The organism is Acinetobacter sp. QJM3NY_42 (assembly GCF_056173745.1).
In genome coordinates this window covers 2,386,129-2,411,479 of record NZ_CM149689.1, presented here as the reverse complement: position 1 = coordinate 2,411,479, position 25,351 = coordinate 2,386,129, and the positions used below count along the sequence as shown (strand labels likewise).

25 protein-coding genes are annotated in these 25,351 nt (G+C 43.3%); 17 read left to right on the top strand and 8 right to left on the bottom strand.

Annotated elements, in window-relative coordinates:
* Positions 1-18 precede the first annotated feature (18 nt).
* From AC0VYT_RS11410 to AC0VYT_RS11385, 6 genes are all read left to right on the top strand, one after another.
* Entirely contained in the window at positions 19-828 is an 810-nt protein-coding gene (locus tag AC0VYT_RS11410; RefSeq protein WP_248130383.1) for a sulfite exporter TauE/SafE family protein, read from the top strand.
* A 150-nt stretch (positions 829-978) separates the two neighbouring features.
* Positions 979-1,674 carry a GntR family transcriptional regulator gene (locus AC0VYT_RS11405; RefSeq protein WP_005018832.1) on the top strand — a complete coding sequence of 232 codons (696 nt, stop codon included), beginning with the start codon at positions 979-981 and terminating at the stop codon, positions 1,672-1,674.
* 10 nt (positions 1,675-1,684) lie between these two features.
* Positions 1,685-5,134 carry a chromosome segregation protein SMC gene (gene smc, locus AC0VYT_RS11400; protein WP_005018833.1) on the top strand — a complete coding sequence of 1,150 codons (3,450 nt, stop codon included), beginning with the start codon at positions 1,685-1,687 and terminating at the stop codon, positions 5,132-5,134.
* Between the two features lie 2 nt (positions 5,135-5,136).
* Positions 5,137-6,147: a cell division protein ZipA C-terminal FtsZ-binding domain-containing protein gene (locus AC0VYT_RS11395; RefSeq protein WP_005018834.1), complete on the top strand. Its 1,011-nt coding sequence runs from the start codon at positions 5,137-5,139 to the stop codon at positions 6,145-6,147.
* Positions 6,148-6,222: 75 nt separating this feature from the next.
* Positions 6,223-8,259, top strand: coding sequence for an NAD-dependent DNA ligase LigA (ligA, locus tag AC0VYT_RS11390; RefSeq protein ID WP_005404910.1), 2,037 nt, complete (start codon positions 6,223-6,225; stop codon positions 8,257-8,259).
* A 270-nt stretch (positions 8,260-8,529) separates the two neighbouring features.
* A complete protein-coding gene (locus AC0VYT_RS11385; RefSeq protein WP_005018836.1) occupies positions 8,530-9,729 on the top strand; it encodes an MFS transporter in 1,200 nt (399 codons plus the stop codon).
* Positions 9,730-9,822: 93 nt separating this feature from the next.
* On the opposite strand, the gene AC0VYT_RS11380 is transcribed toward AC0VYT_RS11385, so the two are convergent.
* Positions 9,823-11,259 (bottom strand): alpha,alpha-trehalose-phosphate synthase (UDP-forming), encoded by a 1,437-nt coding sequence (locus AC0VYT_RS11380; RefSeq protein WP_005018837.1) that lies wholly within the window; start codon positions 11,257-11,259, stop codon positions 9,823-9,825.
* Positions 11,247-12,095, bottom strand: a complete 849-nt coding sequence (gene otsB, locus AC0VYT_RS11375) for a trehalose-phosphatase (RefSeq protein ID WP_005018839.1) — start codon at positions 12,093-12,095, stop codon at positions 11,247-11,249. The genes AC0VYT_RS11380 and otsB overlap by 13 nt, the downstream gene beginning before the upstream one ends.
* A gap of 533 nt (positions 12,096-12,628) precedes the next feature.
* Here otsB and ftn point away from each other — a divergent pair.
* The 6 genes from ftn to bioD all read left to right on the top strand — a co-directional run bounded on the left by ftn (position 12,629) and on the right by bioD (position 17,879).
* Positions 12,629-13,093, top strand: a complete 465-nt coding sequence (gene ftn, locus AC0VYT_RS11370; RefSeq protein ID WP_005018842.1) for a heteropolymeric bacterioferritin subunit Ftn — start codon at positions 12,629-12,631, stop codon at positions 13,091-13,093.
* A 107-nt stretch (positions 13,094-13,200) separates the two neighbouring features.
* Positions 13,201-13,917, top strand: coding sequence for an alpha/beta hydrolase family protein (locus tag AC0VYT_RS11365; RefSeq protein ID WP_005018844.1), 717 nt, complete (start codon positions 13,201-13,203; stop codon positions 13,915-13,917).
* 105 nt (positions 13,918-14,022) lie between these two features.
* The gene (bioA, locus tag AC0VYT_RS11360; RefSeq protein ID WP_005018847.1) at positions 14,023-15,315 is read left to right on the top strand and encodes an adenosylmethionine--8-amino-7-oxononanoate transaminase; all 1,293 of its coding nucleotides are present in this window, start codon (positions 14,023-14,025) and stop codon (positions 15,313-15,315) included.
* Positions 15,302-16,459, top strand: coding sequence for an 8-amino-7-oxononanoate synthase (locus AC0VYT_RS11355; RefSeq protein ID WP_005018849.1), 1,158 nt, complete (start codon positions 15,302-15,304; stop codon positions 16,457-16,459). The genes bioA and AC0VYT_RS11355 overlap by 14 nt, the downstream gene beginning before the upstream one ends.
* Positions 16,456-17,238, top strand: a complete 783-nt coding sequence (bioC, locus tag AC0VYT_RS11350; RefSeq protein WP_005018851.1) for a malonyl-ACP O-methyltransferase BioC — start codon at positions 16,456-16,458, stop codon at positions 17,236-17,238. The genes AC0VYT_RS11355 and bioC overlap by 4 nt, the downstream gene beginning before the upstream one ends.
* Positions 17,235-17,879, top strand: a complete 645-nt coding sequence (bioD, locus tag AC0VYT_RS11345; protein ID WP_005018853.1) for a dethiobiotin synthase — start codon at positions 17,235-17,237, stop codon at positions 17,877-17,879. The genes bioC and bioD overlap by 4 nt, the downstream gene beginning before the upstream one ends.
* A 48-nt stretch (positions 17,880-17,927) precedes the next feature.
* Here the strand turns inward: bioD and rluB are convergent, their stop codons facing one another.
* The 6 genes from rluB to AC0VYT_RS11315 all read right to left on the bottom strand — a co-directional run bounded on the left by rluB (position 17,928) and on the right by AC0VYT_RS11315 (position 22,209).
* On the bottom strand, positions 17,928-18,833 hold the full coding sequence (gene rluB, locus AC0VYT_RS11340) for a 23S rRNA pseudouridine(2605) synthase RluB (RefSeq protein WP_005018857.1): 906 nt from the start codon (positions 18,831-18,833) through the stop codon (positions 17,928-17,930).
* Positions 18,834-18,874: 41 nt separating this feature from the next.
* A complete protein-coding gene (gene scpB, locus AC0VYT_RS11335) occupies positions 18,875-19,465 on the bottom strand; it encodes an SMC-Scp complex subunit ScpB (RefSeq protein WP_005018859.1) in 591 nt (196 codons plus the stop codon).
* Complete coding sequence (locus AC0VYT_RS11330; RefSeq protein ID WP_005018860.1) at positions 19,462-20,253, bottom strand: segregation and condensation protein A; 792 nt, start codon at positions 20,251-20,253, stop codon at positions 19,462-19,464. The genes scpB and AC0VYT_RS11330 overlap by 4 nt, the downstream gene beginning before the upstream one ends.
* A gap of 237 nt (positions 20,254-20,490) precedes the next feature.
* Positions 20,491-20,760 carry a hypothetical protein gene (locus tag AC0VYT_RS11325; RefSeq protein ID WP_005018862.1) on the bottom strand — a complete coding sequence of 90 codons (270 nt, stop codon included), beginning with the start codon at positions 20,758-20,760 and terminating at the stop codon, positions 20,491-20,493.
* A 74-nt stretch (positions 20,761-20,834) separates the two neighbouring features.
* Complete coding sequence (locus AC0VYT_RS11320; RefSeq protein ID WP_005018864.1) at positions 20,835-21,452, bottom strand: L-threonylcarbamoyladenylate synthase; 618 nt, start codon at positions 21,450-21,452, stop codon at positions 20,835-20,837.
* Between the two features lie 94 nt (positions 21,453-21,546).
* Positions 21,547-22,209 (bottom strand): elongation factor P hydroxylase, encoded by a 663-nt coding sequence (locus tag AC0VYT_RS11315; protein ID WP_005018867.1) that lies wholly within the window; start codon positions 22,207-22,209, stop codon positions 21,547-21,549.
* 97 nt (positions 22,210-22,306) lie between these two features.
* On the opposite strand from AC0VYT_RS11315, the gene AC0VYT_RS11310 reads away from it, so the two are divergent.
* The 5 genes from AC0VYT_RS11310 (at position 22,307) to acpP (ending at position 25,320) form a co-directional block, all read left to right on the top strand.
* Positions 22,307-22,864, top strand: a complete 558-nt coding sequence (locus tag AC0VYT_RS11310) for a YceD family protein (protein WP_005018869.1) — start codon at positions 22,307-22,309, stop codon at positions 22,862-22,864.
* Positions 22,865-22,937: 73 nt separating this feature from the next.
* Positions 22,938-23,123, top strand: coding sequence for a 50S ribosomal protein L32 (gene rpmF, locus AC0VYT_RS11305; RefSeq protein WP_000290730.1), 186 nt, complete (start codon positions 22,938-22,940; stop codon positions 23,121-23,123).
* 154 nt (positions 23,124-23,277) lie between these two features.
* Positions 23,278-24,264, top strand: a complete 987-nt coding sequence (fabD, locus tag AC0VYT_RS11300) for an ACP S-malonyltransferase (protein WP_005018871.1) — start codon at positions 23,278-23,280, stop codon at positions 24,262-24,264.
* Positions 24,261-24,995: a 3-oxoacyl-ACP reductase FabG gene (gene fabG / locus AC0VYT_RS11295; RefSeq protein WP_005018873.1), complete on the top strand. Its 735-nt coding sequence runs from the start codon at positions 24,261-24,263 to the stop codon at positions 24,993-24,995. Before fabD ends, fabG begins: the two co-directional genes overlap by 4 nt.
* Positions 24,996-25,080: 85 nt before the next feature.
* Positions 25,081-25,320, top strand: coding sequence for an acyl carrier protein (acpP, locus tag AC0VYT_RS11290; protein WP_005018879.1), 240 nt, complete (start codon positions 25,081-25,083; stop codon positions 25,318-25,320).
* Positions 25,321-25,351: the final 31 nt, after the last annotated feature.

The following is a 25,351-nucleotide window of genomic DNA, read 5'->3' as shown; positions in this document are numbered from 1 at the left end:
AGAAATGAGAAATTAATGATGGAGTTAATCATATATTTGCTGATTGGTGCAATTGCAGGTTTTGCTGCCGGTCTGTTTGGAGTAGGCGGCGGCCTGATTATTGTACCTATTCTTTATATCGTTTTTACCCAGTTAAATTATGATCCGAATGTGCTGATGCATATGGCGGTTGGTACTTCTTTAGCCACCATCATTGTTACTTCAATCAGTTCGGTAATGGCACATCATAAACGCGGTGCCGTATTATGGGCAGTGTTTAAAAACTTGGCTCCTGGCTTGGTTCTTGGTTCTTTTCTGGGAGCGGGTGTGGCAGATCTGCTGTCTGGACAGCATCTGCAGCTGGCTATTGGGCTGTTTGCCATATGGGTTGCATACAAGATGTTCAGGGGCGCACATGTTCAGGTAAATCCGGACCGCACATTACCTTCTGCACCGGTACAAATGCTGGCCGGAGGAGGTATTGGTATAGCTTCTGCCATTTTTGGCATTGGTGGAGGCAGTCTGACAGTGCCTTATTTAAACCGGCATGGTGTGATCATGCAAAAGGCTGTAGCTACCTCTGCGGCCTGTGGCTTACCAATTGCCATTGCAGGTGCCTTGGGCTTTATCTGGTTTGGACACCAGGCAAATGTAGAAGTGCCAAATGCGATTGGCTATGTTCATATCTATGCATTTATTGGTATCAGTACAATGAGTTTCATTACTGCCAAGCTGGGTGCCAGAGTCGCCCATATGCTTTCTCCCGTTATGCTCAAAAAGTGCTTTGCCGGACTGTTGAGTGTCGTAGGTGTATATTTTATTTATCAGGCAGTCAGTATTTATTTCTAAAGCTTTCTCTTTCATGATGTGAGAATTGACCTAAAATACCTGAAAATTGTCCGACAATGACATAGTTTTAAAGTTTAAAGCTGTCAACAATTCATTTACCAATAAAAAACTGCATTCAGTGCAGTTTATATAAATAAAAGTAGGTGAGTCATGACAGTTAAAGCAACAGACAGTCTCTCTGAACAAATTGCTAAAAGCATTGCTGAACAGATTATCAGCGGAGAACTGGTTGAGGGTGAACGGATACAGGAATTGAGAATTGCCAAGGAGCTGGATGTCAGCCGTGGGTCAGTCCGTGAAGCACTGCTTTTATTAGAGCGTACTCATCTAATTGAGATTTATCCGCGTCGGGGGGCAATTGTAGCTGAAATGTCGCCTCAACAGGTTCGAGCGCTATTTGATACCAGTTGCTTGCTGCTCGGGCAGGTGGTCCAGCAAATCAGTCAGGGCTGGCGTGGTACAGATGCCCAAATTCTACAGCAACTTCTGGTTTATTTGCAGGAGCAGGTAAAACATGGCCATACAGAAAAATTTTATGATCAGATTTTCGAATATCTGATGGAGCAGCAAGGATTAGTTGTCAATCTCTATTTGATGAAATTTCTGAATGAGCTGTTACCTTCTTTGAGACGCAGTTATTTTCTGACCTTAAATACTTCACGTCGTGAGCTGCAGGAGTCATTTGAACTGTTTAAATTAGTGATTGATGCTATTTTGAACCGAAATTCACAACAAGCCACTTTATTTATGGAAGATTTTTGTCGACACTTGCGCAACCTTGTGTTGGAATCGCTGACACGAATGAAACAGATCGAATTAGCTTGGGCCCGTCGCTCGCGTCGCTAATCAGGACACTATGCGTTTAAGCAGTTTAAAACTTTCCGGCTTCAAATCGTTTGCCGATTCAACCACCTTGAATTTCAGAGATAGCCGCAGTGCAGTGGTAGGCCCAAATGGCTGTGGCAAATCTAATGTGATTGACGCTATTCGCTGGGTAATGGGCGAGTCTAGTGCTCGTCAGCTGAGAGGTGGCAGCATGCAGGATGTTATTTTTACCGGTACAGCAAAACGAAAACCTGTGGGTATGGCCAGTGTCGAACTCCGCTTTGACAATACCTATGGAAAACTGGGCGGCGCCTACAATGCATATAACGAACTGGCTGTACGTCGACAGGTTAACCGTGAAGGTAAGTCTGAATATTTTCTTAATGGTACGCGCTGCCGCCGCCGCGATATAACCGATATCTTTTTGGGAACCGGTTTGGGCCCACGTTCCTATGCCATTATTGAACAGGGCATGATTAACCGGCTGGTAGATGCCAAACCTGATGAAATGCGGGTTTTCATTGAGGAGGCCGCCGGTATTTCACGTTATCAGGCCCGTCGCCGAGAAACGCTGCTACATCTTGAACATACCACTCAAAACCTATCCCGTCTGGAAGATATTGCGCTAGAGCTTAAAAGTCAGCTAAAAAGTTTAAAAAAACAGGCCGAAACTGCAGTTCAGTACAAGGAACTGGAAAACCGGATTCGTACCCTTAAAATCGAAATTCTCTCTGTGCAATGTGAACGAAGCCAGCATTTGCAGCAGGAATATACCTTGCAGATGAATGAACTGGGAGAGTCTTTTAAACTGGTGCGTTCTGAGCTACATACTCTAGAGCATAATCTGACCTCGACCAGCGAGCTGTTTCAGCGGTTATTGCAGCAATCTGCCCCTTTACAGAGTGAGTGGCAGCAAGCTGAAAAAAAAATGGCTGAACTCAAAATGACGCTGGAACAGAAGCAGTCACTATTTCAGCAAAACACCACGATGCTTAACCAGCTTGAGCAGCAGAAAGTTCAGACTAAAGAACGGCTGAAGTTGATTGAGCTTCAGCTGGAAAATCTGTATCAGCAACAGGAACAGCTGGATGAGCAGACACAGCAACAGGAACAGCAGCACCAAGGTCGGACTCAGGATATACAACTTTTAAAAGCCCAGCAGCAACAGGTAGGGCAACAGTTTGAGCAGCTCAAACAACAGGTCGAAAAACAGCAACAGCAGAAAATGCAGATGTTGGCGCAGACCGAGCAGCTCTTAAAAAATATTGGTCGGATTGAACAGCAACGTGAAACCTTACATACCCAGATTGCCCAGCTTCAACAGCAGTATGAATCAGATGAGCTTGAACAGCGACATACTGAAAAACAGCAGTTGCAACAGCAGATTGAAGTTTTAGAACTGCAGATTAATACAAGAAAGCAGAAAATTATCGGGCTTGAATCAGTCTATACACAAAAGAGCAGTAAACTGGGAGAGCTGAAATCATCAATTCAGATACTATATTCTGAACAGAAAAACCTGAAACAGTTGATGACTCAATATGGCCCGGTAATCCAGAAAGACCAGGTACAGTTAGTACAAATACTTAAACTGAACAAGCAGGCCAAACCATATGCAAGCCTCATTGAAAAGTTTCTGTCTAAATGGCTGACTGCACATGTGCTAGAGACCGGGCAAAGCTTCAGCGAGAACATTTCAAGACAACTTAAAGGCCATTCAGATGAACTCATTCAACTGGACCACTTACCCTGTTTAGCCAACTGGATTGAAACACCACATTATTCTTTATGGACTCAGGTTGCGGTCGCTACAACTTTATCTGAAGCGCTATATTTAAAGGATAAACTGCATACTGGTCAGTCCATCCTGACACTCGATGGTTATCATGTAGGTGCAGATTGGGCCATTGCACTTTATTATGATGATGACAGCCAAGCCGGACAAGGTATGTTAAGCCACCGTATCCGTCTGGAAGAAATCGAAGCATTATTAATGCAGTCTGGTGAGCAGCTGGAACAGCAAGAAGCTCAGCTGTTAACGGTCAAGCAGCAAGTCCAGACTGAGCAGCATCAACAGCAATTACAGCTTGATCTGCTTAAGCAGCAGCAAACAGTATTACAGCAGCTTGATATCAGCATTGCTAAAATACAAAGTACCGCACAGGCACTGAAATTACAGCAGCAGCAATTACATATCCAGCTGCAACAGTTTGATCTTCAGCTGCAAGAAGATGCCATGCAAAAGGATGATCTGGAAATTGATCTGCATGCCCTAGATTTAAAGCTCGAGCAGATACTGCCAAACTATAAAGCCCAGCAGTTCCAATTTGAAGAACTGACTGAGCAGCTGGAAAGTATGCAGCAAAATCTGCAACATGCCCAACAGGAGCTGGATTTAATACGCCGGCAGGCAATGCAAACCAAGCAACAGATTGAATTGCTGGAAAAAGATGCTTCATTTTTAAAAGTCCAGTATCAGCAGATTATAACGCAAATAGAGCAGTCTAAAAAATTTGTTGACCCTATTCAGCTGGAGTTACCTAATCTGGAGTCGCAATTTTCACAGCAGCAGCAACTTACTGAAAATTTAGAAAAAAGCTGGCATAAATGGCAAGTTGAACTGAATCAGGTTCAGGAAAAACAACAGCAACTGACGGAACAGCGTTATCGTTTTCAGCAGCAGGATGAGTCTTTGCGTACCGAGCTGGAAGAAAAGCGTCTAGCCTGGCAGGCGGCCAAATCAGACTTTTTGCATTATACTGAACAGCTTAAAGAATTAAATAGCGAGCCGGTTCTAGGGCTAAAGATTGATTTGTCTGGTCATCAGCAACAGCTCGAAAAAATACAGCAAAAATTTGAAAAAATTGGTGCAGTAAATCTGGCTGCTTCGCAGGAATATGATGAGGTAAGCCAGCGTTTTGAAGAGCTGAGTCATCAGATGCGGGACTTGGAAAATACTGTAGAGCAGCTAAAAAATGCCATGAAGAGTATCGATCAGGAAACCCGTAAGCTGTTTATGAGTACTTTTGATCAGGTAAATGCCGAGCTACAGGTACTATTTCCTAAAGTCTTTAATGGCGGTGAGGCCAGTCTGAGCTTGGAAGATGACTGGCAATCTGGTATTAAATTAATGGCACGGCCACCTGGGAAACGTAACAGTTCTCTGGCTTTATTGTCAGGTGGAGAGAAAGCACTGACTGCACTGGCCTTGGTATTTGCAATTTTCAGGCTAAATCCGGCTCCGTTTTGTGTACTGGATGAAGTTGATGCACCTTTAGATGATGCCAATGTTCAGCGGTTTTGTAATTTGGTAAAAGAACTTTCTGAACAGGTACAATTCATTTACATTACACATAATAAAATTGCAATGACCATGGCAACAGACTTACTCGGTGTAACCATGCCTGAGCCAGGAACATCAAAATTAGTCACAGTCAATTTAGAACAAGCAAAAGAATACGGTTTAGTCGCGGAGGCATAAGTATGGAAGTCACTACCCTGATAGGGATTATTGTTGCTGTTATTATTATTCTGGTCGGGCTGCGTATGATGCTGAAAAAGCCAAATACGGCACCCTCACTCGAATCTGAACTTTATATAGACCCGCAAAGCAACAAGCCGGTGATTCCCCGTCATGTCCGTGACCAGCTACAGGCCAGCGAGAGTGCGGTTACACCAACAGTGCGCAAAGAACCACAGCTTGATCAGAGCTCGGCCACTCAACAGTCTGTACCAACAGCCGGACAACATTCTAAACAAGCTTCAGAACCTGAAGTATCTGCTTCTCAGTCTGTCTCTACAGATAAGGCTGAAACTCGGGCTCAGCCAGAAGCACCTGCAGAAGCTATTGCTTTGAGTGAAACTCAGGCGCAAGTAAAGAAAGTAGAAAAGACAACTTCAGAATCAACTGAAGTGGCTGATGGGTCTGAGCCAAAAGAGCCGGAATTTAGCTTGAATCCCACTATTGAAACTGCCGAAATTGCCGAGTTTGATGGTGAAAGCAATATCCTTGATGTACATTTACATGAACAGCAGCGCTGTGATGATGAAAGTGCTCTAGCAACTGCGCAGCAGATTATTGCACTGAATGTTTATCCAAATCCGCGCCGTGCTCTATCAGGTGATAAGGCCCTGAAGGTATTGTTAAAATATGGTCTGCGTTATGGTGAGATGTCCTGCTTCCACCGCTATGAAAAAACAGAAGAACAAAGTCCACTGATGTTCTCTGTACTGCGTATTACTGATGAAGGTCCAGCAGGTTTTGACCTTGAAAGTCTGTCTACCGAGCAAGTACAGGGTTTGGCTTTCTTTCTGGCATTGCCAAATCCGAATGCTATTACCGGTTTTGATATGATGACCAGTATTGCCGGCCTGATTGCGCGGGAAATTGATGGTAAAGTATATGATGAACAGAATCTTGAGTTTACGCCACAGCTTAAAGAGCACTGGCGTCATCAGGTGATTGATTACCGGCCGGATCATGTCAGTGTCTGATCCGGCATTTAATTAAAAAACAGATTAAAAGCAGCATCAGGGCGGGAGTATCCGCCCTTTTATATGGTGAATCTTATGGAATCTACAGCAGGCATTGTGACGCAGATGCGTCAACTTATACAGCTGATCGCACAGCATAATCACGCTTATTATGTAATGGATCAGCCCAGTATTTCCGATAATGAATATGATTCCCTGTTTCATCAGTTAAAAGCACTCGAAGAGCAGTATCCGGATCTTGTTCAAAATGATACGCCGACTCGTCGTGTAGGTGGACAAGCTCTGAGCAAGTTTATGTCAGTCAGACATGCAGTGCCGATGCTGTCGCTCGGAAACGTGTTTAATAAGGAAGACCTGTTCGCGTTTGCCCGTCGGGTAGAGGAGCGTCTTCCGGGGCAACAGGTCAAGTATGAGGTTGAGTTAAAACTCGATGGGCTGGCTATTTCACTCTGGTACGAAAATGGTGAGCTGGTACGTGGGGTAACGCGGGGTGATGGAGAAACTGGAGAAGATATTACCCAGAATGTTAAAACTATCCGTAATTTGCCAAAGTACCTTTATTCTGATCAGGCTGCTATACCTAAATTGCTGGAAGTGCGAGGGGAAGTTCTAATTCCTAAAACCGGTTTTTTAAAATTAAATGCTGAAAATGAAGCCAAAGGTGAAAAAATATTTGCCAATCCGCGCAATGCTGCTGCTGGAAGCCTTCGCCAGTTAGATCCGGGTATTGCCGCTGCGCGTCCATTGGCCTTTTATGCTTATGGAATTGCCCAGTGTGAACCAGAACATCACTTAAACTCCATGACCGAAAGTCTGCACTGGTTACGTGATCTGGGTTTTGAAATTGCCGAACGGCAATTTTTATGTGATTCGATTGAAGAAGTACAGCGCCGCTATGAAAAAATTATGGAAGAGCGCGCTGACCTGGGTGTGGAAATTGATGGCATGGTGGTTAAGGTAGATAGCCTTAAACAGCAAAAACAGCTGGGCTTTCTAAGCCGGGAACCGCGCTGGGCAACTGCCTATAAGTTCCCTGCAATCGCAGCCCTCACTACAGTAGAGAATATAGACTGGCAGGTAGGACGAACAGGTATCCTGACGCCTGTTGCCCGGTTAAATCCGGTATTTGTCGGAGGTGTAACAGTATCCAATGTAACACTACATAATATTGGCGAGATTCACCGTCTGGATGTAAGAATTGGCGATACAGTGAGCGTTTACCGAACCGGAGACGTGATTCCTAAAGTGGAAAAAGTCTGGCCTGAGTTTCGTCCGGACACTGCCGAAGTCATAAATCTACCGGAAACCTGTCCTGTGTGTGCCTCACCTGTAGTGATGCCGGAAGGTGAGGCTTTGGCCCGCTGTTCGGGAGAGTTATATTGTGCAGCACAGCGAATTGAATCAATTCGCCATTTTGTGTCCCGCAAGGCTATGGATATTGAAGGTCTGGGGGACCGCTGGGTAGAGTCACTGCTGCATCTTGAACTGTTGAAAGATGTCTCAGACATTTATCATCTGCACCAGCATCGGAATACGTTGCTTGGCATTGAAAAAATGGGTGAAAAATCAGTTCAGAACCTGATCAATGCAATTGAACAAAGTAAAAAAACTACACTGGCCCGTTTTATTTATGCCTTGGGGATACGAGGTGTCGGTGAAACAACGGCACGGATGCTGGCCAACAGCTTTCAAACCCTAGAAGCCTTGCAACAGGCAGATGTAGATAGCTTGAAAAAAGTGCCTGATGTAGGCGATATAACAGCCGAATGGATTTATGACTTTTTCCGTGCAGAACATAATCTGGAAGTAATTGATCGATTGCTGGCCGCAGGCATCCATTGGGATGCACCAATTGCCTCAACGCGCCAGCCATTGAATGGTGAAAGCTGGGTTTTAACAGGCACACTTGAGCACCTTACACGCGAACAGGCTACCCAGATGTTACAAGCTTTAGGCGCACGTGTAAGTGGCAGTGTATCTGCCAAAACTAAATGTGTGGTTGCCGGGGAAAAGGCTGGGTCAAAACTGGAAAAGGCACAAAAGCTTAATATTCAGACACTAAATGAAAAGCAGTTTATTGAGCTAATGGAAACCTATGGTCAAGTAATTTAATGTAAATTAAATTACATGGTTTATCCATATTCATGCTGTTTTTTAGTGCATTGAAAATGTTTTCAAAGCCTTACGTAGCAAGGCTTTTACAGTTACAAAAAAGACTGAAAAAATATTTTGAAATGGATGTATTGTTCTTGTAAGTGTGTATAATTTCGCCATCAAAAGCCCTTGCCAATAAGTAGATATATCTACAAACCGGTAGGGGTTTTTCTATTGGAATTCTCTGGAATGGAATACCGAGGTCTTTTTTAATGGTGGTGGCACACTGTGATACTTTTCTCCAGAACAGCAGTTTTAGATAGCGCAGCTCAACTGAGTGCACAACGTCTATCTACACGTTTGAACTTTTTTAGCTTGGGCTTTGGAACGGCGGCCTGGGCGCCCTTGATTCCATTTGCACAGCAGCGTCTAAATTTAAATCATGCTGATTTTGGCCTGTTATTGCTCTGTATGGGTGTGGGGTCAATGATTGCTATGCCTGCGACTGGGGCTCTGGTACAACGAATCGGTTGCCGTGCAATTATTGGCTTTGCGGCGCTGTTGATACTGTTAGTATTGCCGGGGCTTGCTGTCTGGAATACATCAGTAATGATGGCGGTTTCTCTGTTCCTGTTCGGTACAGCTGCAGGAAGTTTTGGTGTCGCCCTCAATTTACAGGCAGTTATTGTAGAGAAGAACAGTCTGCGTGCCATGATGTCGAGTTTTCATGGTATGTGCAGCTTAGGTGGCTTGGCTGGTGTAATGACTGTAACGGCGCTTTTAGCGGCTGGCGTATCGCCACTGATTAGTGCGCTGGCAGTAAGTATTATGCTATTCGTCATTAGCATTATTGCGGTTCCAGCTTCATTAAGTGAAATTGAACGCGATGAACAGATTGAAGCAGACACGGCAGAGCATAAAAAAAGTCATAAAAAACTGCCTGCGCCTATTATCTTGCTAATTGGACTAATGTGCTTTATCGCATTTTTATCGGAAGGTGCGGCCATGGACTGGAGTGGCATTTACCTGACCAGCAAATATGGTGTTAATCCAGCCTTTGCAGGGCTGGCTTACACTTTCTTTGCGATTGCCATGACATTGGGCCGTTTCTCGGGGCGTTACCTGTTGAAAATACTGGGTGAAAAAAATATTGTAACTTATAGTGCTATCTGTGCTGCTACAGGTTTAGCAGTAGTGGTACTGGCTCCACATTGGTTTATTGTATTGTTAGGTTATGCACTGGTTGGTCTAGGTTGTTCAAATATCGTACCTGTCATGTTTTCACGTGTTGGACGTCAGAACTTTATGCCTAAAGCGGCAGCCCTATCTTGTGTATCGACTATGGCTTATACAGGATCTCTGTCTGGCCCGGCATTGATCGGTGTAATTGGTGAGATGACCGGCTTAACCATCATGTTTGCGAGTGTGGCAGTATTATTGGCTACTGTAGCTATTTTAAACCGGTTTACTCGAGTAGGCCCCGCCTAAAGTCAGCTTATTTAAACGCCACTACATAAAAACCGGTAAGCTGGAAGTTTACCGGTTTTTTTATAGACAATACTTCTATATAAACTGAGGGCACTACAGCAATTGATAAACTGGATTGGCTGTATCACGGCCAGGCCGTTTAAAGTTCTGCAATTCATTATTTTGACGCAGATCAACCAGAAATGCATTACGCCAGTCATTAATATCAAAAGCTTTAAGCCCCGCAATCAGTTTTTGATAACGGCGGATACGTTCCTCTTGAGGCATATCTAGCGCAAGTTTTAATGCCTGAACCATTGCTTTAGGATCTTCTGGATCAACAATAATAGCTTCTGGCATCTGCTCAGCAGCCCCTGTATATTTTGAAAGGATCAATACACCAGGATTTGCAGGGTCCTGAGCTGCAATGTATTCTTTTGCTACCAGGTTCATACCATCACGGATTGAACTGATCCAGCAGATACTTGATTTGCGGTAGATGCCCATTAATGCCTCATGAGCGACGACATCATGACTGCATTCAATTGGCAGCCAGTCATCTTGAGCAAATTGTGCATTAATAGTTTTAACCTTCTCTTTTAGACGTTTAAATAATTCCTGGTAAGCCACAATATCCAGACGGCATGGGCAGGCAATCTGTAAATCTGTTACTTGACGGTGATATTCCGGATAAGTAGCTAAAAAGTCGGAATATGCATTAAAACGTTCAAGTAATCCTTTGGAATAATCAATTCGGTCCACCCCAATAATGGTCTGCTGTTTACCTAAGGCATCAAAGTCAAAAACAGACTGTGAGTCATCGGCATACTGACGGGCTACTTTCTGAATATGATCCGGATTGACCCCAATCGGATAACATTTAATAGTGGTAATGCGTTTCTGGTAACTAAGCAGGTATTGCTGAATCTTTTGTGCCTGAAGTAGGGTGGTGCAGGCCTGCATACACAGGTTCTGATCATGTTCAGTTTGTAAACCCACTACATCATACTGACATAGGTCTTGAATGAGGCGGTTTGCCATAGGTATCTGGCGCCATATGACTAAACGTGCAAATGGAATATGCAAGAAGAAGCCGATTTTGTTTTGCATGCCTAATTCACGGCAATAGCGTGCTACGCTAAAAAAATGATAGTCATGAACCCAAATCACATCATCTGGCTGGGCAATATCTTTTAGTTTTTCAGCAAATAAGCGGTTTACCTGCTGATAGGTTTCATATTCTTCCGCATTACATTCAATCAGGTCTGCGCGCTCATGCATTGCAGGCCATAGGGTATTATTGGCAAAACCGCAGTAGTACTGCTCATATTGCTGGTGAGTCAATGGACAGGTCAGATATTCTACATTTTTATTATTAATGCGACCAAACTCGGCTTGTTGATCATTATTGATTTGTTCGCCATTCCAGCCTAACCATATCCCGCCGGTTTCATCAAGTGCATCCTGTAACGCCACTGCCAAGCCTCCCGCAGCGGGCTTGTCGGGATTTGGCAGACTAACACGGTTCGATAATACGATTAGTTTAGACATGCTTTTTCTCCATTTGGTGTTTGATTCTGTGTCAAAACACGCGTTTTTAAGAATTCTGAAAATAGTGCAAGAAAATCAGCTACCGTTTTAATATCTTTGAGCCGATAATGAGCCTGGGTTTCTCCTGGGCCGACTTTTATACTTATACCGTTATGGTTGTTTATTGTTCTAAAACCAGATTCATCGGTTTTATCATCACCTATAAAAATCGGTAAAACTTGAGTAAGTTCCAAATGCTTTAATATGGTGTTTATTGCTTCTCCTTTATCGGCTTGTCGAGGAAGTAACTCAATAACACATTTACCTTCATTGATTTTAAGTGCCGTATGAGATCGATGCAGTACCTGCATGATTTGCTTTGCTGTGTCTGCCAGTTCAGGACACTGCCGGTAATGCAAAGCAACCGAGTACTGTTTATCCTCAATTAACAGCTGGGGATAAGGTGCACAAGCTGCTTCTAAATCCTGCCTCAAGCGGACAAAATCAATCTGACTCAGATCAGGTTTGAAATGCGTATGAGCATCAATTTGGATATCTAGCCCATGCAGTCCAGCAACCGGAATGCATAAGGGGGCAAAAAGAGACTGGGCGACCTGTACATGTCGGCCGGTTACCGCAATAACAGGCACATCAAGCTTTAAAATGGTCTGAAGAATATTTAATGTATTTTCAGGAATAAAACTATCTTCGGGATCATCCTGAAAATCAGAAAGTGTGCCGTCAATATCGAGAAACAAACAATAATGAGTATTTTCCTTATGACCATCTGCAATCATCTTCTGTAATGAAACAGCAGAGAACTGTACTGTGGCAGAGGAAAATGCAGATTCGTTCATTGCTCAAATAGCCTGATTATTCTGATAAATGGTCTATCTTATTTATCATTAAAAGTTGACTTTTGGCCGGAATTTATTATTAAACCTACATAAGGTTAACAACCTTTACATACTTTATTCACATTAACAATATAGTAAAAATAAGCCAATTTGATATGTTGCGTGAGTGCTGTCTAAAAAATTGAAAGACCTGGCTTTTTCTATATTACTTATAAAAAGTAGGATCCAGCTGCTTTATATAGTTCACTCAAATAATATTAAAACCCGTTTTTGAGAGGTATTTAGTTATAGCTCAGCAGTTAATAAGATTACTTTTTTAATTTTTTGTAAATAAATTAAATGACTTTAAAAAATCGCCAATCTCAAAATAAGAAAAATCTATTATGAAAACAACCAATTAACTGATGATATAAAATGCAAATGCGTATGCTTCTCATTTTTAATTTATATAAATCATAAACTTACATAATTTTAATTTTGCATTCTAAATACCAATCACCCATAATAACTTTAAAATGATGAGGAGTAAGAATATGCGCGGCAATCCAGAAGTCATAGACTACTTAAATATGTTGATTGGTGGCGAACTGGCAGCTCGCGATCAATACCTGATTCATTCTCGCATGTATGAAGATTGGGGCCTGAGTAAAATCTACGAAAGAATTGACCATGAAATGCAGGAAGAAGCAGCTCATGCTGATGCAATTATCCGTCGTGTCCTGTTTTTAGGCGGTACACCTAATATGGAACGTGACAGTATTGATGTTGGTTCAGATGTTTGCACCTGCTTAAAAGCTGATCTTGCACTTGAATATCATGTGCGTGAAAAACTGGCCCGTGGTATCCAGTTATGTGAAGAAAAAGGGGATTACATCAGCCGTGACATGTTACGCCAGCAGTTGTCTGATACTGAAGAAGATCATACATATTGGCTGGAAAAACAGTTAGGTTTGATTGAATTGATTGGCCTGCAAAATTATATCCAGTCTCAAATTTAAAATTTGTATGATTCAAGCAAGCCCAGTCAGAAGATTGGGCTTTTTAATGACTGTATTCTATTGAGCAGTATTTTATAGTAGAACCGATCAATTAAATCAGATTAAGCATGCGAAAGATTTTACTTATTAGTGGCTGGGGCTTGGGCCTTCAGCCTTTAGCCGGACTTAAAACTGCTCTTGAAAACCTGTATTTTCAGGTTGAACTGATTGATATATTCGACAGTTTTAAACCGGCAGTTTTGGAGGGGGTGCTTCAAAAAGCGGTTAAAGCTGATATTTTAATGGGCTGGTCGTTAGGAGGTCAGCTTGCCACTATTCTGGCTCAGAAGATTTTTGAACAGACCGGTCAGGCTAAAATTCTGGTTACATTAGCTTCCAATCCGTGCTTTGTTGCTACGGAAGAATGGCCAAATGCAATGTCTCGTGTAACTTTTGAGGCATTTAAAGGTGCTTTTCTAAATGATAGGGAATCTACTCTGAAGCGTTTTTGTCATCTGATCGGTACAGGCGGAGTTATGGCTCGTAACGATATAAGATCTCTACAAAGTTTTATTAAAACTGATGATCCTATAAATCTGATTTCTGGTTTACAGCAACTTGAGCAATTAAATTTAGTTTCAATCTTACAAAAATATCCAGGTCGACAGTATCATCTCGTCTCTGAACAGGATCAGCTCATACCTTGCCAGATTATCACTGATTTTCATTTTTTAAAGGCAAATTTACTTACAACTGAACTGTTGCCTAATGTCGGACATGGTTTCCCTTATAGTGAAATTATATTAACTAGCAAAAAAATTTGTAGTTTTTTAAATATGACTTAGGGAAATATAAACTTTGTTGTTTCTCGCAATTTATTTTATTGCTTTACGCTATTAAGATGCATGAGTTATATAAATAATAGTTTTAATGTGAAGGATGGGTGTTAGATGGCTGACTTATTTGATCTTGAGCATCTTTGGCATCCTTATACTTCTATGACTCAGCCTTTACCAGCTTTTAAGGTAAAACGGGCCTATGGCTCAACTATCGAACTGGAGAATGGTCACAAGCTTGTTGATGGTATGTCATCTTGGTGGTGTACTATTCATGGTTATAATCATCCTGAATTAAATCAGGCGGTTCAAGATCAGTTACAAGATATGGCACATGTCATGTTTGGTGGACTGACCCATAATCCTGCGATTGAGCTGGGCAAGCTTCTTCTGAATATTACGCCACCAGGTCTCGATAAGATTTTCTATGCTGATTCCGGTTCGGTTGCAGTTGAAGTCGCTTTAAAAATGGCAGTGCAGTATTGGAGCGCGCAGGGCCAGCTGAAGAAGACTAATTTTGTTACGCCTCGCTCCGGGTATCATGGTGATACCTGGAATGCAATGTCGGTATGTGATCCAGTAACCGGCATGCACCAGATTTTTGGTAGCAGTCTGCCCAACCGTTTTTTTGTTCCGGCTCCACAAACTGCTTTTGATGAAAAGTGGAATCCGCAAGATATTGCAGAGCTAGAGCAAACTTTAGTACAGCATCATACCTGTATTGCCGCGCTGATTCTGGAACCCATTGTACAGGGTGCAGGAGGTATGCGTTTTTATCATCCTGAATACTTGCGTCAAGCCAAGCTACTTTGTGAAAAGTATCAGATCCTGCTTATATTTGATGAGATTGCTACCGGTTTTGGACGCACTGGTAAACTGTTTGCTTGGGAATACGCGGGCGTTGAGCCGGATATCATGTGTATAGGAAAAGCCTTAACTGGCGGATACATGACTTTGTCAGCAACTTTAACCAGTAAAGCGATTGCTGAAAAAATCAGTCAGGGAGAGGCAGGGGTATTTATGCATGGGCCTACTTTTATGGCCAATCCACTTGCCTGTGCAGTTGCCCTTAAAAGTACACAGTTATTACTGGCTCAAGACTGGCAAGCCAACATCCGCCGTATTGAACAGCAACTCAAACAGTACTTACCTGCGCTATCTCAACTGGAGTATGTTGAGGATGTTCGAATATTAGGTGCTATCGGTGTTGTTGAACTAACTGTGCCGGTAAATATGCAAATTCTACAACAGGAATTTGTCCGTCGTGGAATTTGGGTACGTCCGTTTGGAAGACTGGTATATGTGATGCCTCCTTATATCATCACTTGTAATGAACTGGATTATTTACTTCAGCAGTTGGTAGAAGTAGTGCAACAGCTACAGGAGCTTCAGCATGAAACTGCTTGAGCATTATACCAAGCAGCTGGAGCAGTTAAGACAGCAGGGGAATTTTCGCCAGTTTACGGCCAACCGGCAACAAGGACGGATCATTGAAATTGCAGGCCAGCATATGCTGAATCTGTCTTCTAATGATTACCTGGGGCTGGCTGCTGATCTCGAATTAAGACAGGTCTTTTTTGATCAGTGCCCTCTGGAACAGCGCTGGCTCAGTTCCTCTTCATCACGTCTGCTTACTGGTAATTTTCCGGAATATGAACAGCTGGAAGCCTGTATGAGCCAGGCTTTTGACGGGCGTGCAGTGCTGCTGTTCAATAGTGGCTACCATATGAATATAGGGATTTTACCGGCATTAAGTGATGGTAAGACTCTGATTCTGGCCGATAAACTGGTTCATGCCAGCATGATTGATGGAATTCGTCTGTCCTCAGCCAAATACCTGCGGTACCGTCACAATGATTTAAACCATTTACAGCAACTCTTGCAAAAGTATCATGCAGATGACACTTATGAACGCATCATTGTGGTCACCGAATCTATTTTTAGTATGGATGGCGATGAAACAGACCTGAACCAGCTGGTGTCGCTAAAACGGCAGTTTGCAAAAGTTATGTTATATGTCGATGAAGCTCACGCTATTGGTGTCCGCGGAGCGCGGGGATTAGGCTGTGCGGAGCAATATGCAGTAATTAACCAGATTGATTTTCTGGTAGGCACCTTTGGTAAGGCACTTGCTTCAGTGGGAGGATATCTGGTCTGTGAACCTGTAATTCGTGAATATCTGATTAACAGCATGCGTCCACTTATTTTCAGTACCGCATTACCTCCGCTTTCGATAGCTTGGACTCGGTTTGTTTTCGAGCATATGCAAAAAATGCAGAAGCAGCGCGATCACTTGGTAAATTTAAGCCATCATTTACAGCATAAAGTTCAGAGTCTTGGTTTTTGTTGTCCCTCAAGTAGTCATATTGTTCCAGTTATTATCGGAGATAGTCAGCCGGCGGTAGACAAAGCCAACTATTTACAGGCACAAGGTTTTTATATCATGCCAGTACGCCCACCTACTGTACCGGCCAATAGTGCGCGACTGAGAATCTCACTGACATCACAAATTCAGCCAGAAGAAATTGAACAATTGGTAGCATTACTGTGAGTCAAAATTTTCATATAGATACCGGGCTGATTGCCCAGCGCTTTGCTAAAGCCGCCTCCAGTTATTCTGAACATGCAGTCGCGCAAAAGATAATTTGCCAGCGATTAATTGAAATGATGCGCCGGCATATAGCCATACAAATTCCTCGAGTACTGGAACTGGGCTGTGGCTCAGGTCACTTAACAATATTACTGCAACAGAACTTTCAGATTGAACAGCTCATACTCAATGATCTGTATCCTGAGGTCAGACAGCATTTTTCTGCTGCTGAACAGCTGGACTGGTGTATTGGAGATATTGAACGACTTGATTTTCCGGAACAACTTGACGCTATTATGTCCAGTTCAGTCTTGCAATGGATGCATGACCTGGAGCAGGTATTTAACAAATGCAGCGAGGCATTAAAACCGCAGGGCTGGTTCTGTTTTTCAAGCTTTGGTTCAGAAAACTTGCGTGAGATTAAAACTTTAACGGGTCAGGGGTTAAATTACCTCAGTCTGGAAGAGCTAAAAGAAAAAATGTGCAAATCAGGGTTTGAAGTTCTGGAAATACAGGAAGAGCAGGAAACCTTATATTTTGAGCATCCAAAACAGGTTCTCCAGCATTTAAAACTGACCGGCGTAACGGCAACCAGTAGTCAGCATCGCTGGACTAAGCAGTCACTGTACAAGTTTTATGATCAGTATCAGCAGTTTGTAAAAAGTCCAGCTTATGAGGGAATACAGCAATATCCATTAACTTACCACCCAATTTATTGTATAGCTCGGAGAGTTCGATGACAGGCTCAATTTATTTCGTGAGCGGAATTGATACTGGTATAGGAAAGACCTTTGCCACTGGTTATCTGGCCAAAATCTGGAATGAACATGGTACCCGTACTATTACACAGAAACTGGTACAAACCGGAAATATCAACATTTCGGAGGATATCGAACAGCACCGGACTATTATGGGCATGGGCTGGTTTGCCGAAGACGAAGAAAAGCTTACGATGCCAGAAATTCTGTCTTATCCAGCTTCGCCGCATCTTGCAACAAAAATTGATGGGCGTGAAATTGATCTGGATAAAATTCATGCTGCGACTCAAGAACTGGCTAGACGTTATGATGCAGTGCTGCTAGAAGGTGCCGGCGGGCTTATGGTTCCTTTAACAGATGATGTGCTTACTATTGATCATATAGCGGCTCATCAGTTCCCTGTTATTCTGGTTACCTCTGGGCGTCTGGGAAGTATTAATCATACTTTACTGAGTCTGGAGCTGCTGAAAAGCCGAGGGGTAGAGCTGTTTGCTGTGGCCTATAATGGAATGGATGATTCTCAAGACCCGTTAATCGCCTGTGATACATCAAACTATCTACGGGCTTACATGACAAAGCATTTCCCGGAAGCAGAATGGATTGAAATCCCGGTGATCCGTTAAAAAAAGTCGCCAAGGCGACTTTTTTGTTTAAAGCAGTAAAAGACCGTTTTAAAACTTCTTCGGACTATAAGGCTTGCGTGGTGCAGCAGTTTGTTCTGTTCCTTCATTCTCGCGGCGCTGTTGACGCAAATAACCACCGCGGCGAGCTGCCATAGGTTTTTCAGCCATACGTTCAGTACGACGTTTCGCCATGCCATACAGGCCAGTACCTTGACGCGGTTTAAGCTCAACCGACTTGGTCAGGTTATCGATATCTGCTTTATCCAGCTCAATCCAGCGCCCAGTGCGCAGCTCACGCGGCAGAATAACTGTACCATAGCGAGTACGTAAAAGACGACTTACTTTTAAACCCTGTGATTCGAAAATACGGCGAACTTCACGGTTCCGTCCTTCTTTAACCACGACCTGGTACCAGCGGTTAATACCATCACCACCAATTTCAGAAAAAGATTCAAACTTGGCTGGGCCATCATCTAGCACGACGCCATTTAGCATATTCTGACGGATCTGCGGGGTAACTTCGCCCATAACACGGACTGCGTATTCACGTTCGATCTCATTTGAAGGATGCATCAGACGATTTGCAAGCTCACCGTCATTGGTAAACAGTAAAAGGCCGGTAGAGTTAATGTCCAGACGGCCTACCATAACCCAACGGTCATTGGCGATTGTAGGCAAATGATCAAATACAGTCGGACGTGACTCTGGGTCATTGCGTGAGCAGATTTCACCTTCTGGCTTATAGTAAATCAGAACGCGACGACGAATCTCATCTTCAATCTGAAATTGCACCTTACGGCCATCAATACGCAATTCATCGCCTGGTTCTATACGCTCACCGACCTGAGCAACACGACCATTGACACTTACGCGACCAGCAGCAATGACCTCTTCCATATAACGGCGAGAACCTAGCCCGATACGTGCTAGGACTTTTTGCAATTTTTCACTCATGACAGCATAACCTTAGAAATAATTATCAACAGTCCACCTATTCATGACAGTGCTGCATTAGCATCAAGCGTCATGAAAGCTTCCTTGGCATCCTGCAGGGGAGGCAATTGACCTAATGAAGCCAGGCCAAAAGCATTTAAAAATTGAGACGTCGTCACTAACAACGCGGGGCGTCCCGGAATCTCTCGGAAACCGGATTCTTTAATCCAGTTCCAGTCAAATAATGTTTTCAAAATCTGGCTATTATTCGAAACTCCGCGAATCTGTTCAATATCTGCACGTGTAACAGGCTGATGATAAGCAATGACAGCTACTGTTTCGAGCAAAGATGGGGAAAGCCGGGTTGGCCGCTCCGGCCAAGTCTGGGCAATAATCTGTTTGTATCTGGCACGAACCTGAAAACGAAAGCCCTGAGCACTTTCGACCAGCTCAATTGAACGGCCATGTTGTAAAACAGCCAGCTGCTGTAAAAACTGTCGCAACTGCTGTTTATTATACTGGTTCTGGAAAGCTTCTTTAAGCCTCAAAAGACTGACCGGTGCTTCACTGGCAAAAATAATGGCTTCAAGCTGCATCAGAACTTCATGATGCAGCTCATCAACTGAGAATGCTGCACTTTGGTCGATGGTCATGCTACTGCTCCCTGAATAGTCAGGGGGACTTCTATTCCGCTATGAATAATATGGATTCTCTGCTGGCGGGTGAGCTCCAAAACCGCCATGAATGTTACCACCATACCCATTTTACCTTGGCTTGGTTTGAGCAGCTCGTCAAAACTTAAGCTTTTGCCTGATTCGATCAATACTTCAATATAGGCAATCCGCTCTTCAAGTAAAACTGGTTCCTGCTGAATCTGATGAACGACAGGCTCAGGGCGGTTAAAGATGCAATATAGCGCGTCTCGCAGATTTGCAGCATCATAGCCTTCATAAATACTATTTACTGTTCCTAAACTTACATTCACATTGAATGTATCACGTTCCAAGACTGGCATTTGTCCTAAACGTTCAGCTGCCTGTTTAATGCGCAAATAATTTTCGAGCCGGTCAATCAGCTGCTGCTTGGGATCTTTTTCCAGAGTTATAGCAGCAGGTTTAGGTAATAGCAGTCGGGACTTCAAGTCTGCAAGCAAAGCTGCCATGACCATATAGTCCGCAGTCAGTTCAATGTTGAGAGATTTCATGCTATCCATGTAGGACAGATATTGGCTGGCAATTGGTGCAATATCTAACTGCAGTAAATCAAAGCCATTTTTCTGGATCAGGTAAATTAAAAAGTCGAGGGGGCCTTCGAAATGTTCAAGTAAAATTTCGAATGCAGCAGGCGGAATGTAAAGATCATCTGGAATACTGTGTTGCCATTCATCCATTACGCGGATATAAGGCAACTGTTCCATAGAACTATGGGTCGCTTGATTCATTTCGGTTATAGGCCACGCGAATTTTCAAAGGCATGAAAGCTGGAGAACTTCTAGGATCCTGCGCGCAAGAAAGCGAGATCACTAAAAAGTAAAAAATAAGGTGAACGTATTCTAATGGAAAAGCCAAGCTGAATAAATTATAAAAACCATAAAAATGTAAAAAAACTGATAAACCTGCGTGATAGGCAGGAAAGAATGGGGTGAGCTATAGAAATTGGTAAAGAGCCTTTTCAAAGGTCAGGCATCATTTATGGCGTATTCGATCACTTTCTGACAGCTCTCCCGTAAACAAAGGTTTGTTTTGGTCAGACTAATCAACAGCTCTTCAGCTATATATACTTCTAGAAAATAGCTATAGCTAATATCTTTAATGTTTAGGGTTACGCTCCCGGAGTCTGGTTCTGAGACGACAATTGTTTCAGATTCAAGTGTCCAAGGAAGCTCGGCATAAATAGTGTGATCTTCTGGAAAATTCTCTAAATCAAGAAGGACTTTAAAAAGGTTCATACCAATTGCCTCAGCATCAACTTATCAGATGTTGGGTGCATATGATTTTACAATTGTCCGAGAAAGTGTCAAACCTACTCAAAAGCACTGACATCACCTTCGCCATAGCGGATAATTTCCGGATTTTCTCCAGAAAGGTCTACGATACTGGTGGTGCTTAGCATGCCAAAGCCCCCATCAATGAAAACATCAATACGTTTACCAAGTTGCTGCTCGATTTCGTAAGGATCATCCAGCGGGTCTTCCTGTCCAGGTAAAATCAGGGTACTGGTGAGTAACGGTTCTCCCAATTCCTGGAGTAACATCTGGCAAATTGGATTACTTGGAATACGTAAACCAATAGTTTTCCTTTTCGGATGCATTAAACGCCGTGGTACTTCACTGGTGGCGGGAAGAATAAATGTAGTAATTGCAGGGGTATTGGCCTTTAATAGCCGATACATGGCATTATCGACCTTGGCATAGGTTGCAATATCGGAGAGGTCACTGCACATAATGGCGTATTGATGTTTAGGCCCTAAACCGCGGATTTGCGCAATACGTTCCATGGCATTTTTATTTCCGATCTGGCAACCAATTGCATAAGCAGCATCGGTAGGGTAGACCACTACATCGCCCGCACGGATCCGTTCGACTGCCTGAGTGATGAGCCGTGGCTGTGGATTCTCAGGATGTACTCTTAAATGAAGCATCTTATTGTTCCTCAAAGTTCACGGACAGTAACTTTCTAAATTATCAGTGCCCAGAGAATTGGGTTACAAGTTTAGATCGGTTGATTTATGTAAATTAATCAAGCATTTCTCTTTTAAATTCGCTGGCCTGTAACATTTCGCCACCACGTATGCAGGTACAAATACAGGAAATCAGATACCAGGCGTCTTTTGGCAGACAGGCTTCTGCATTCATATAGCGGCACACTTGGGCATAGACATTGTCTTTAAAGGTATTGCCATTACCACTTTCACCAGTAAGGTTATCTAAAGAGACCCGAAACTTGCGGCCAAAAGCTGTGGCAAAAAGCCATTCAATTGCCTGCGGTTTAACTTCAACCTGTTCGAACAGGGCTTGCTGCTCTCTTGTCCGTCCATCTGGAGCATACCAGTATCCCAGATCAGCCAGCAGGCGACGCTCTTTACCGGCAATCGTCCAATGGCTGATTTCATGCAGGGCGCTGTTAAAAAAACCATGGGCAAACTGGATGCGGGCAGGAGAGGTATCGGTGGCCGGGAAATATTCTGGTTCAAATTCTCCTCGTACCAGCATGACATTATGGTGGGAAAACCAATAATTAAAGTGTAAGATAAGCCAATCAACTTGCTGTTCTTCTGTATGCAGTGCGTTCCAAGGCAAGAGTTGCAGTGCCGCCAGAGCCGATATCTGCCCAGAAGTGGAGTTGATGCGAACAAGAGACGAAGTTATGACTTCAGGTTGCGGCTGCAACTGATCCATGACTGAATAAACCCAAATGATCTGTCTAAATAAGTACAAAATTGTATCTTAATCTTTGACAGAGTACTGATGAATTTGTAGAATTGCCGCCTTAATTATGTCAGCAAATACCTTTCCGGCACAGATTGAGCCGTTTAAATGGGCTGAACAAGGCTTTACATGGTCAGGTACCCTGCCATTGTCTCGCTTTGTTCGTATTGCTCGTGAAGCTGTTGGACCAATTGATCATCAACTGGTCTCTATAGACTGTAAGCTATCAATGGATGCGTATCATCGTGTCGCGTGGTTTGATGGTCATGTTGAAACGAAAGTTCCAATGGAATGCCAGCGTTGTCTGGAACCGGTGGAAATTTCACTTGTTTCAGACTTTCATATCGCGTTACTGGATGATGAGTCACTGATAGAGCGCTTGGATGAGGATGCTGATTACATCGTTCTAGCTGAGAGTGAAGCTTTGATCAAAGGTGATCCTGATGCACCTGCCCTGATTGATTTGGTCACTCTGCTTGAGGATGAGCTGTTATTGTTGGTGCCACTTTCACCTAAGCATGACGCTTGTGAACATAAGCATCGACCTGCCGAAGAGCATGCCGAAGAAAAGCGTGAAAATCCGTTTGATGTTTTGGCAAGTTTGAAAGGCAAACTTAACTCATAAGTGCTATACTTACAGGTTAAGACAACTGAATTTTTGTTCTGATCCATTTTTTCGATCTTTGTAAGGAGCCATCATGGCCGTTCAGCAAAACCGTAAAAGTCGCTCTCGCCGTGACATGCGCCGTTCACATGACGCTTTAACCGAGAATGCATTAACTGTAGACCAAGCTACTGGTGAAACTCATCGTCGTCACCACGTGACTAAAGACGGTTTCTACCGTGGTCGTCAATTGTTCGCTAAAGCAGCTGATGCTGAATAATGAGCAATAATATGCATTAAGCATCATGCTTAAGTATAGAAAAAATGGGAGCGTATGCTCCCTTTTTTTGTTGTATTTCGCAATTAAAAAATGATGAATTAAATGTTAAATTTCTGCACCGGAAATGAGTGAAGACGAAATAAAGGATTTTTATATGTCTGCTAAACGACTCGAGCAAGTGGCTCAGGCAACAAAAACTGCATTTGTGTTTCCTGGTCAGGGCTCACAAAAAGTCGGCATGCTCGCTGAACTTGCAGAACAGTTTAGTGGTGTGATTGATACTTTTGCGGAAGCTTCAGAGGCTGTGGGTTTTGATCTTTGGCACATTGCACAAAGTGGTGAAGGCCTGGACCAGACAGAAAATACTCAACCGGTGCTGTTAACGGCAAGTATCGCCTTGTGGCGTGTATGGCTAGAACTTGGTGGCTTAACACCGAAGTATTTAACTGGTCACTCTTTGGGAGAATACAGTGCGCTGGTGGCTGCAGAAGCGATGTCTCTGGCAGATGCGGTGAAACTGGTACATTTGCGCGGAAAACTGATGCAGTCTTCCGTACCTCAAGGTGAGGGTGCCATGGCAGCAATTCTGGGCCTTGCAGATGAGCAGGTGGTTGAATTGTGTCAGACTGCTTCACAGGGTGGCCAAGGTTCGGTTGAGGCGGCAAACTATAATGCACAAGGTCAGGTAGTCATTGCAGGAACTGCTGCACTGGTAAGTAACGTCATGGCCCAAGCCAAAGAAAAGTCAGGCAAGGCAATTGCACTTCCGGTATCTGTACCATCACACTGTTCATTAATGAAGCCTGCCGCAGAGAAATTTGCAGAAGCATTGGAACAAACTGCCATTGAGCTACCTGTGCTACCTGTAATACAAAATGTCAGCGCAGAAATCGCGACAGATGTTGGCCAGTTGCGTCAAGCTTTAACTGCACAACTTTACCAGTCAGTTCAGTGGACCAAAACTATGCAATACCTGCAAGATCATGGTATCCAGTACATTGTAGAATGTGGTCCGGGTAATGTACTGGCAAATCTGGCAAAGCGTTTACCGAATATTGAAAAAGCATTTCCACTCGACACTAAAGGTCGTATGGAAGATGCATTAAATGCCGTTTTAGTGGCAGAAGGGAAAATCGCATGACACAAGAACGTAAGGTTGCTCTGGTTACAGGTGCAAGCCGGGGCATTGGTGCGGCCATTGCTCAACAGCTTATTCAAGACGGTTATTTTGTTGTGGGCACTGCAACTTCGGAAGCAGGTGCTCAAAAGCTGACCCAAGACTTTGCAGAACAAGGCGCTGGAGCGGTGCTGGATGTACGTAATGCCGAGGCAATTGATACTCTGGTAACTGAAATTGAGCAGAAATATGGTCCAGTTCTGATTCTGGTCAATAATGCCGGTATTACTAAAGATAATTTATTACTGCGTATGTCAGAAGATGACTGGGATGACATCTTAAATATTCATTTAAAAGCTGTTTATCGTCTATCTAAACGTGTATTAAAAGGCATGACACGTGCCCGTTTTGGTCGCGTCATCAATATCAGTTCAGTGGTAGCTCATTTTGCGAATCCGGGGCAGGCCAACTATTCTGCTGCAAAAGCTGGTATTGAGGCATTTAGCCGCTCGCTGGCAAAAGAAATGGGTAGCCGCCAGATTACAGTAAACTGTGTGGCGCCTGGCTTTATAGCAACGGAAATGACAGAGCAGTTGAGCGAAGAAATACGTAAGAAAATGAGTGATCAAGTGGCACTGCAACGTTTAGGTGAGCCACAAGATATCGCTAATGCAGTAAGTTTCTTGGCTAGTGAAAAAGCAAGTTACATTACTGGTACAGTTTTACACGTAAATGGTGGTTTATACATGGCTTAAGGCTGTTGGATAAACTTTTAAAATAATTGATATTCAATTAAACTAACGGCAATTAAAAACGCCACAAGCAATGAGGAGAATTCCTGTGAGCGATATCGAACAACGCGTAAAACAGGCTGTAGCAGAACAACTCGGTATGCGTGCTGAAGAAATTAAAAATGAAGCATCTTTCATGGATGACTTGGGTGCAGATTCTCTGGACCTGGTTGAACTTGTGATGTCTTTTGAAAATGATTTCGACATTACTATTCCTGATGAAGATTCTAACGAAATCACTACTGTTCAATCAGCAATTGATTATGTTACCAAGAAACTTGCTCAGTAAGTTGTCTTTTAGCATGTGCTGATAAAAAGCC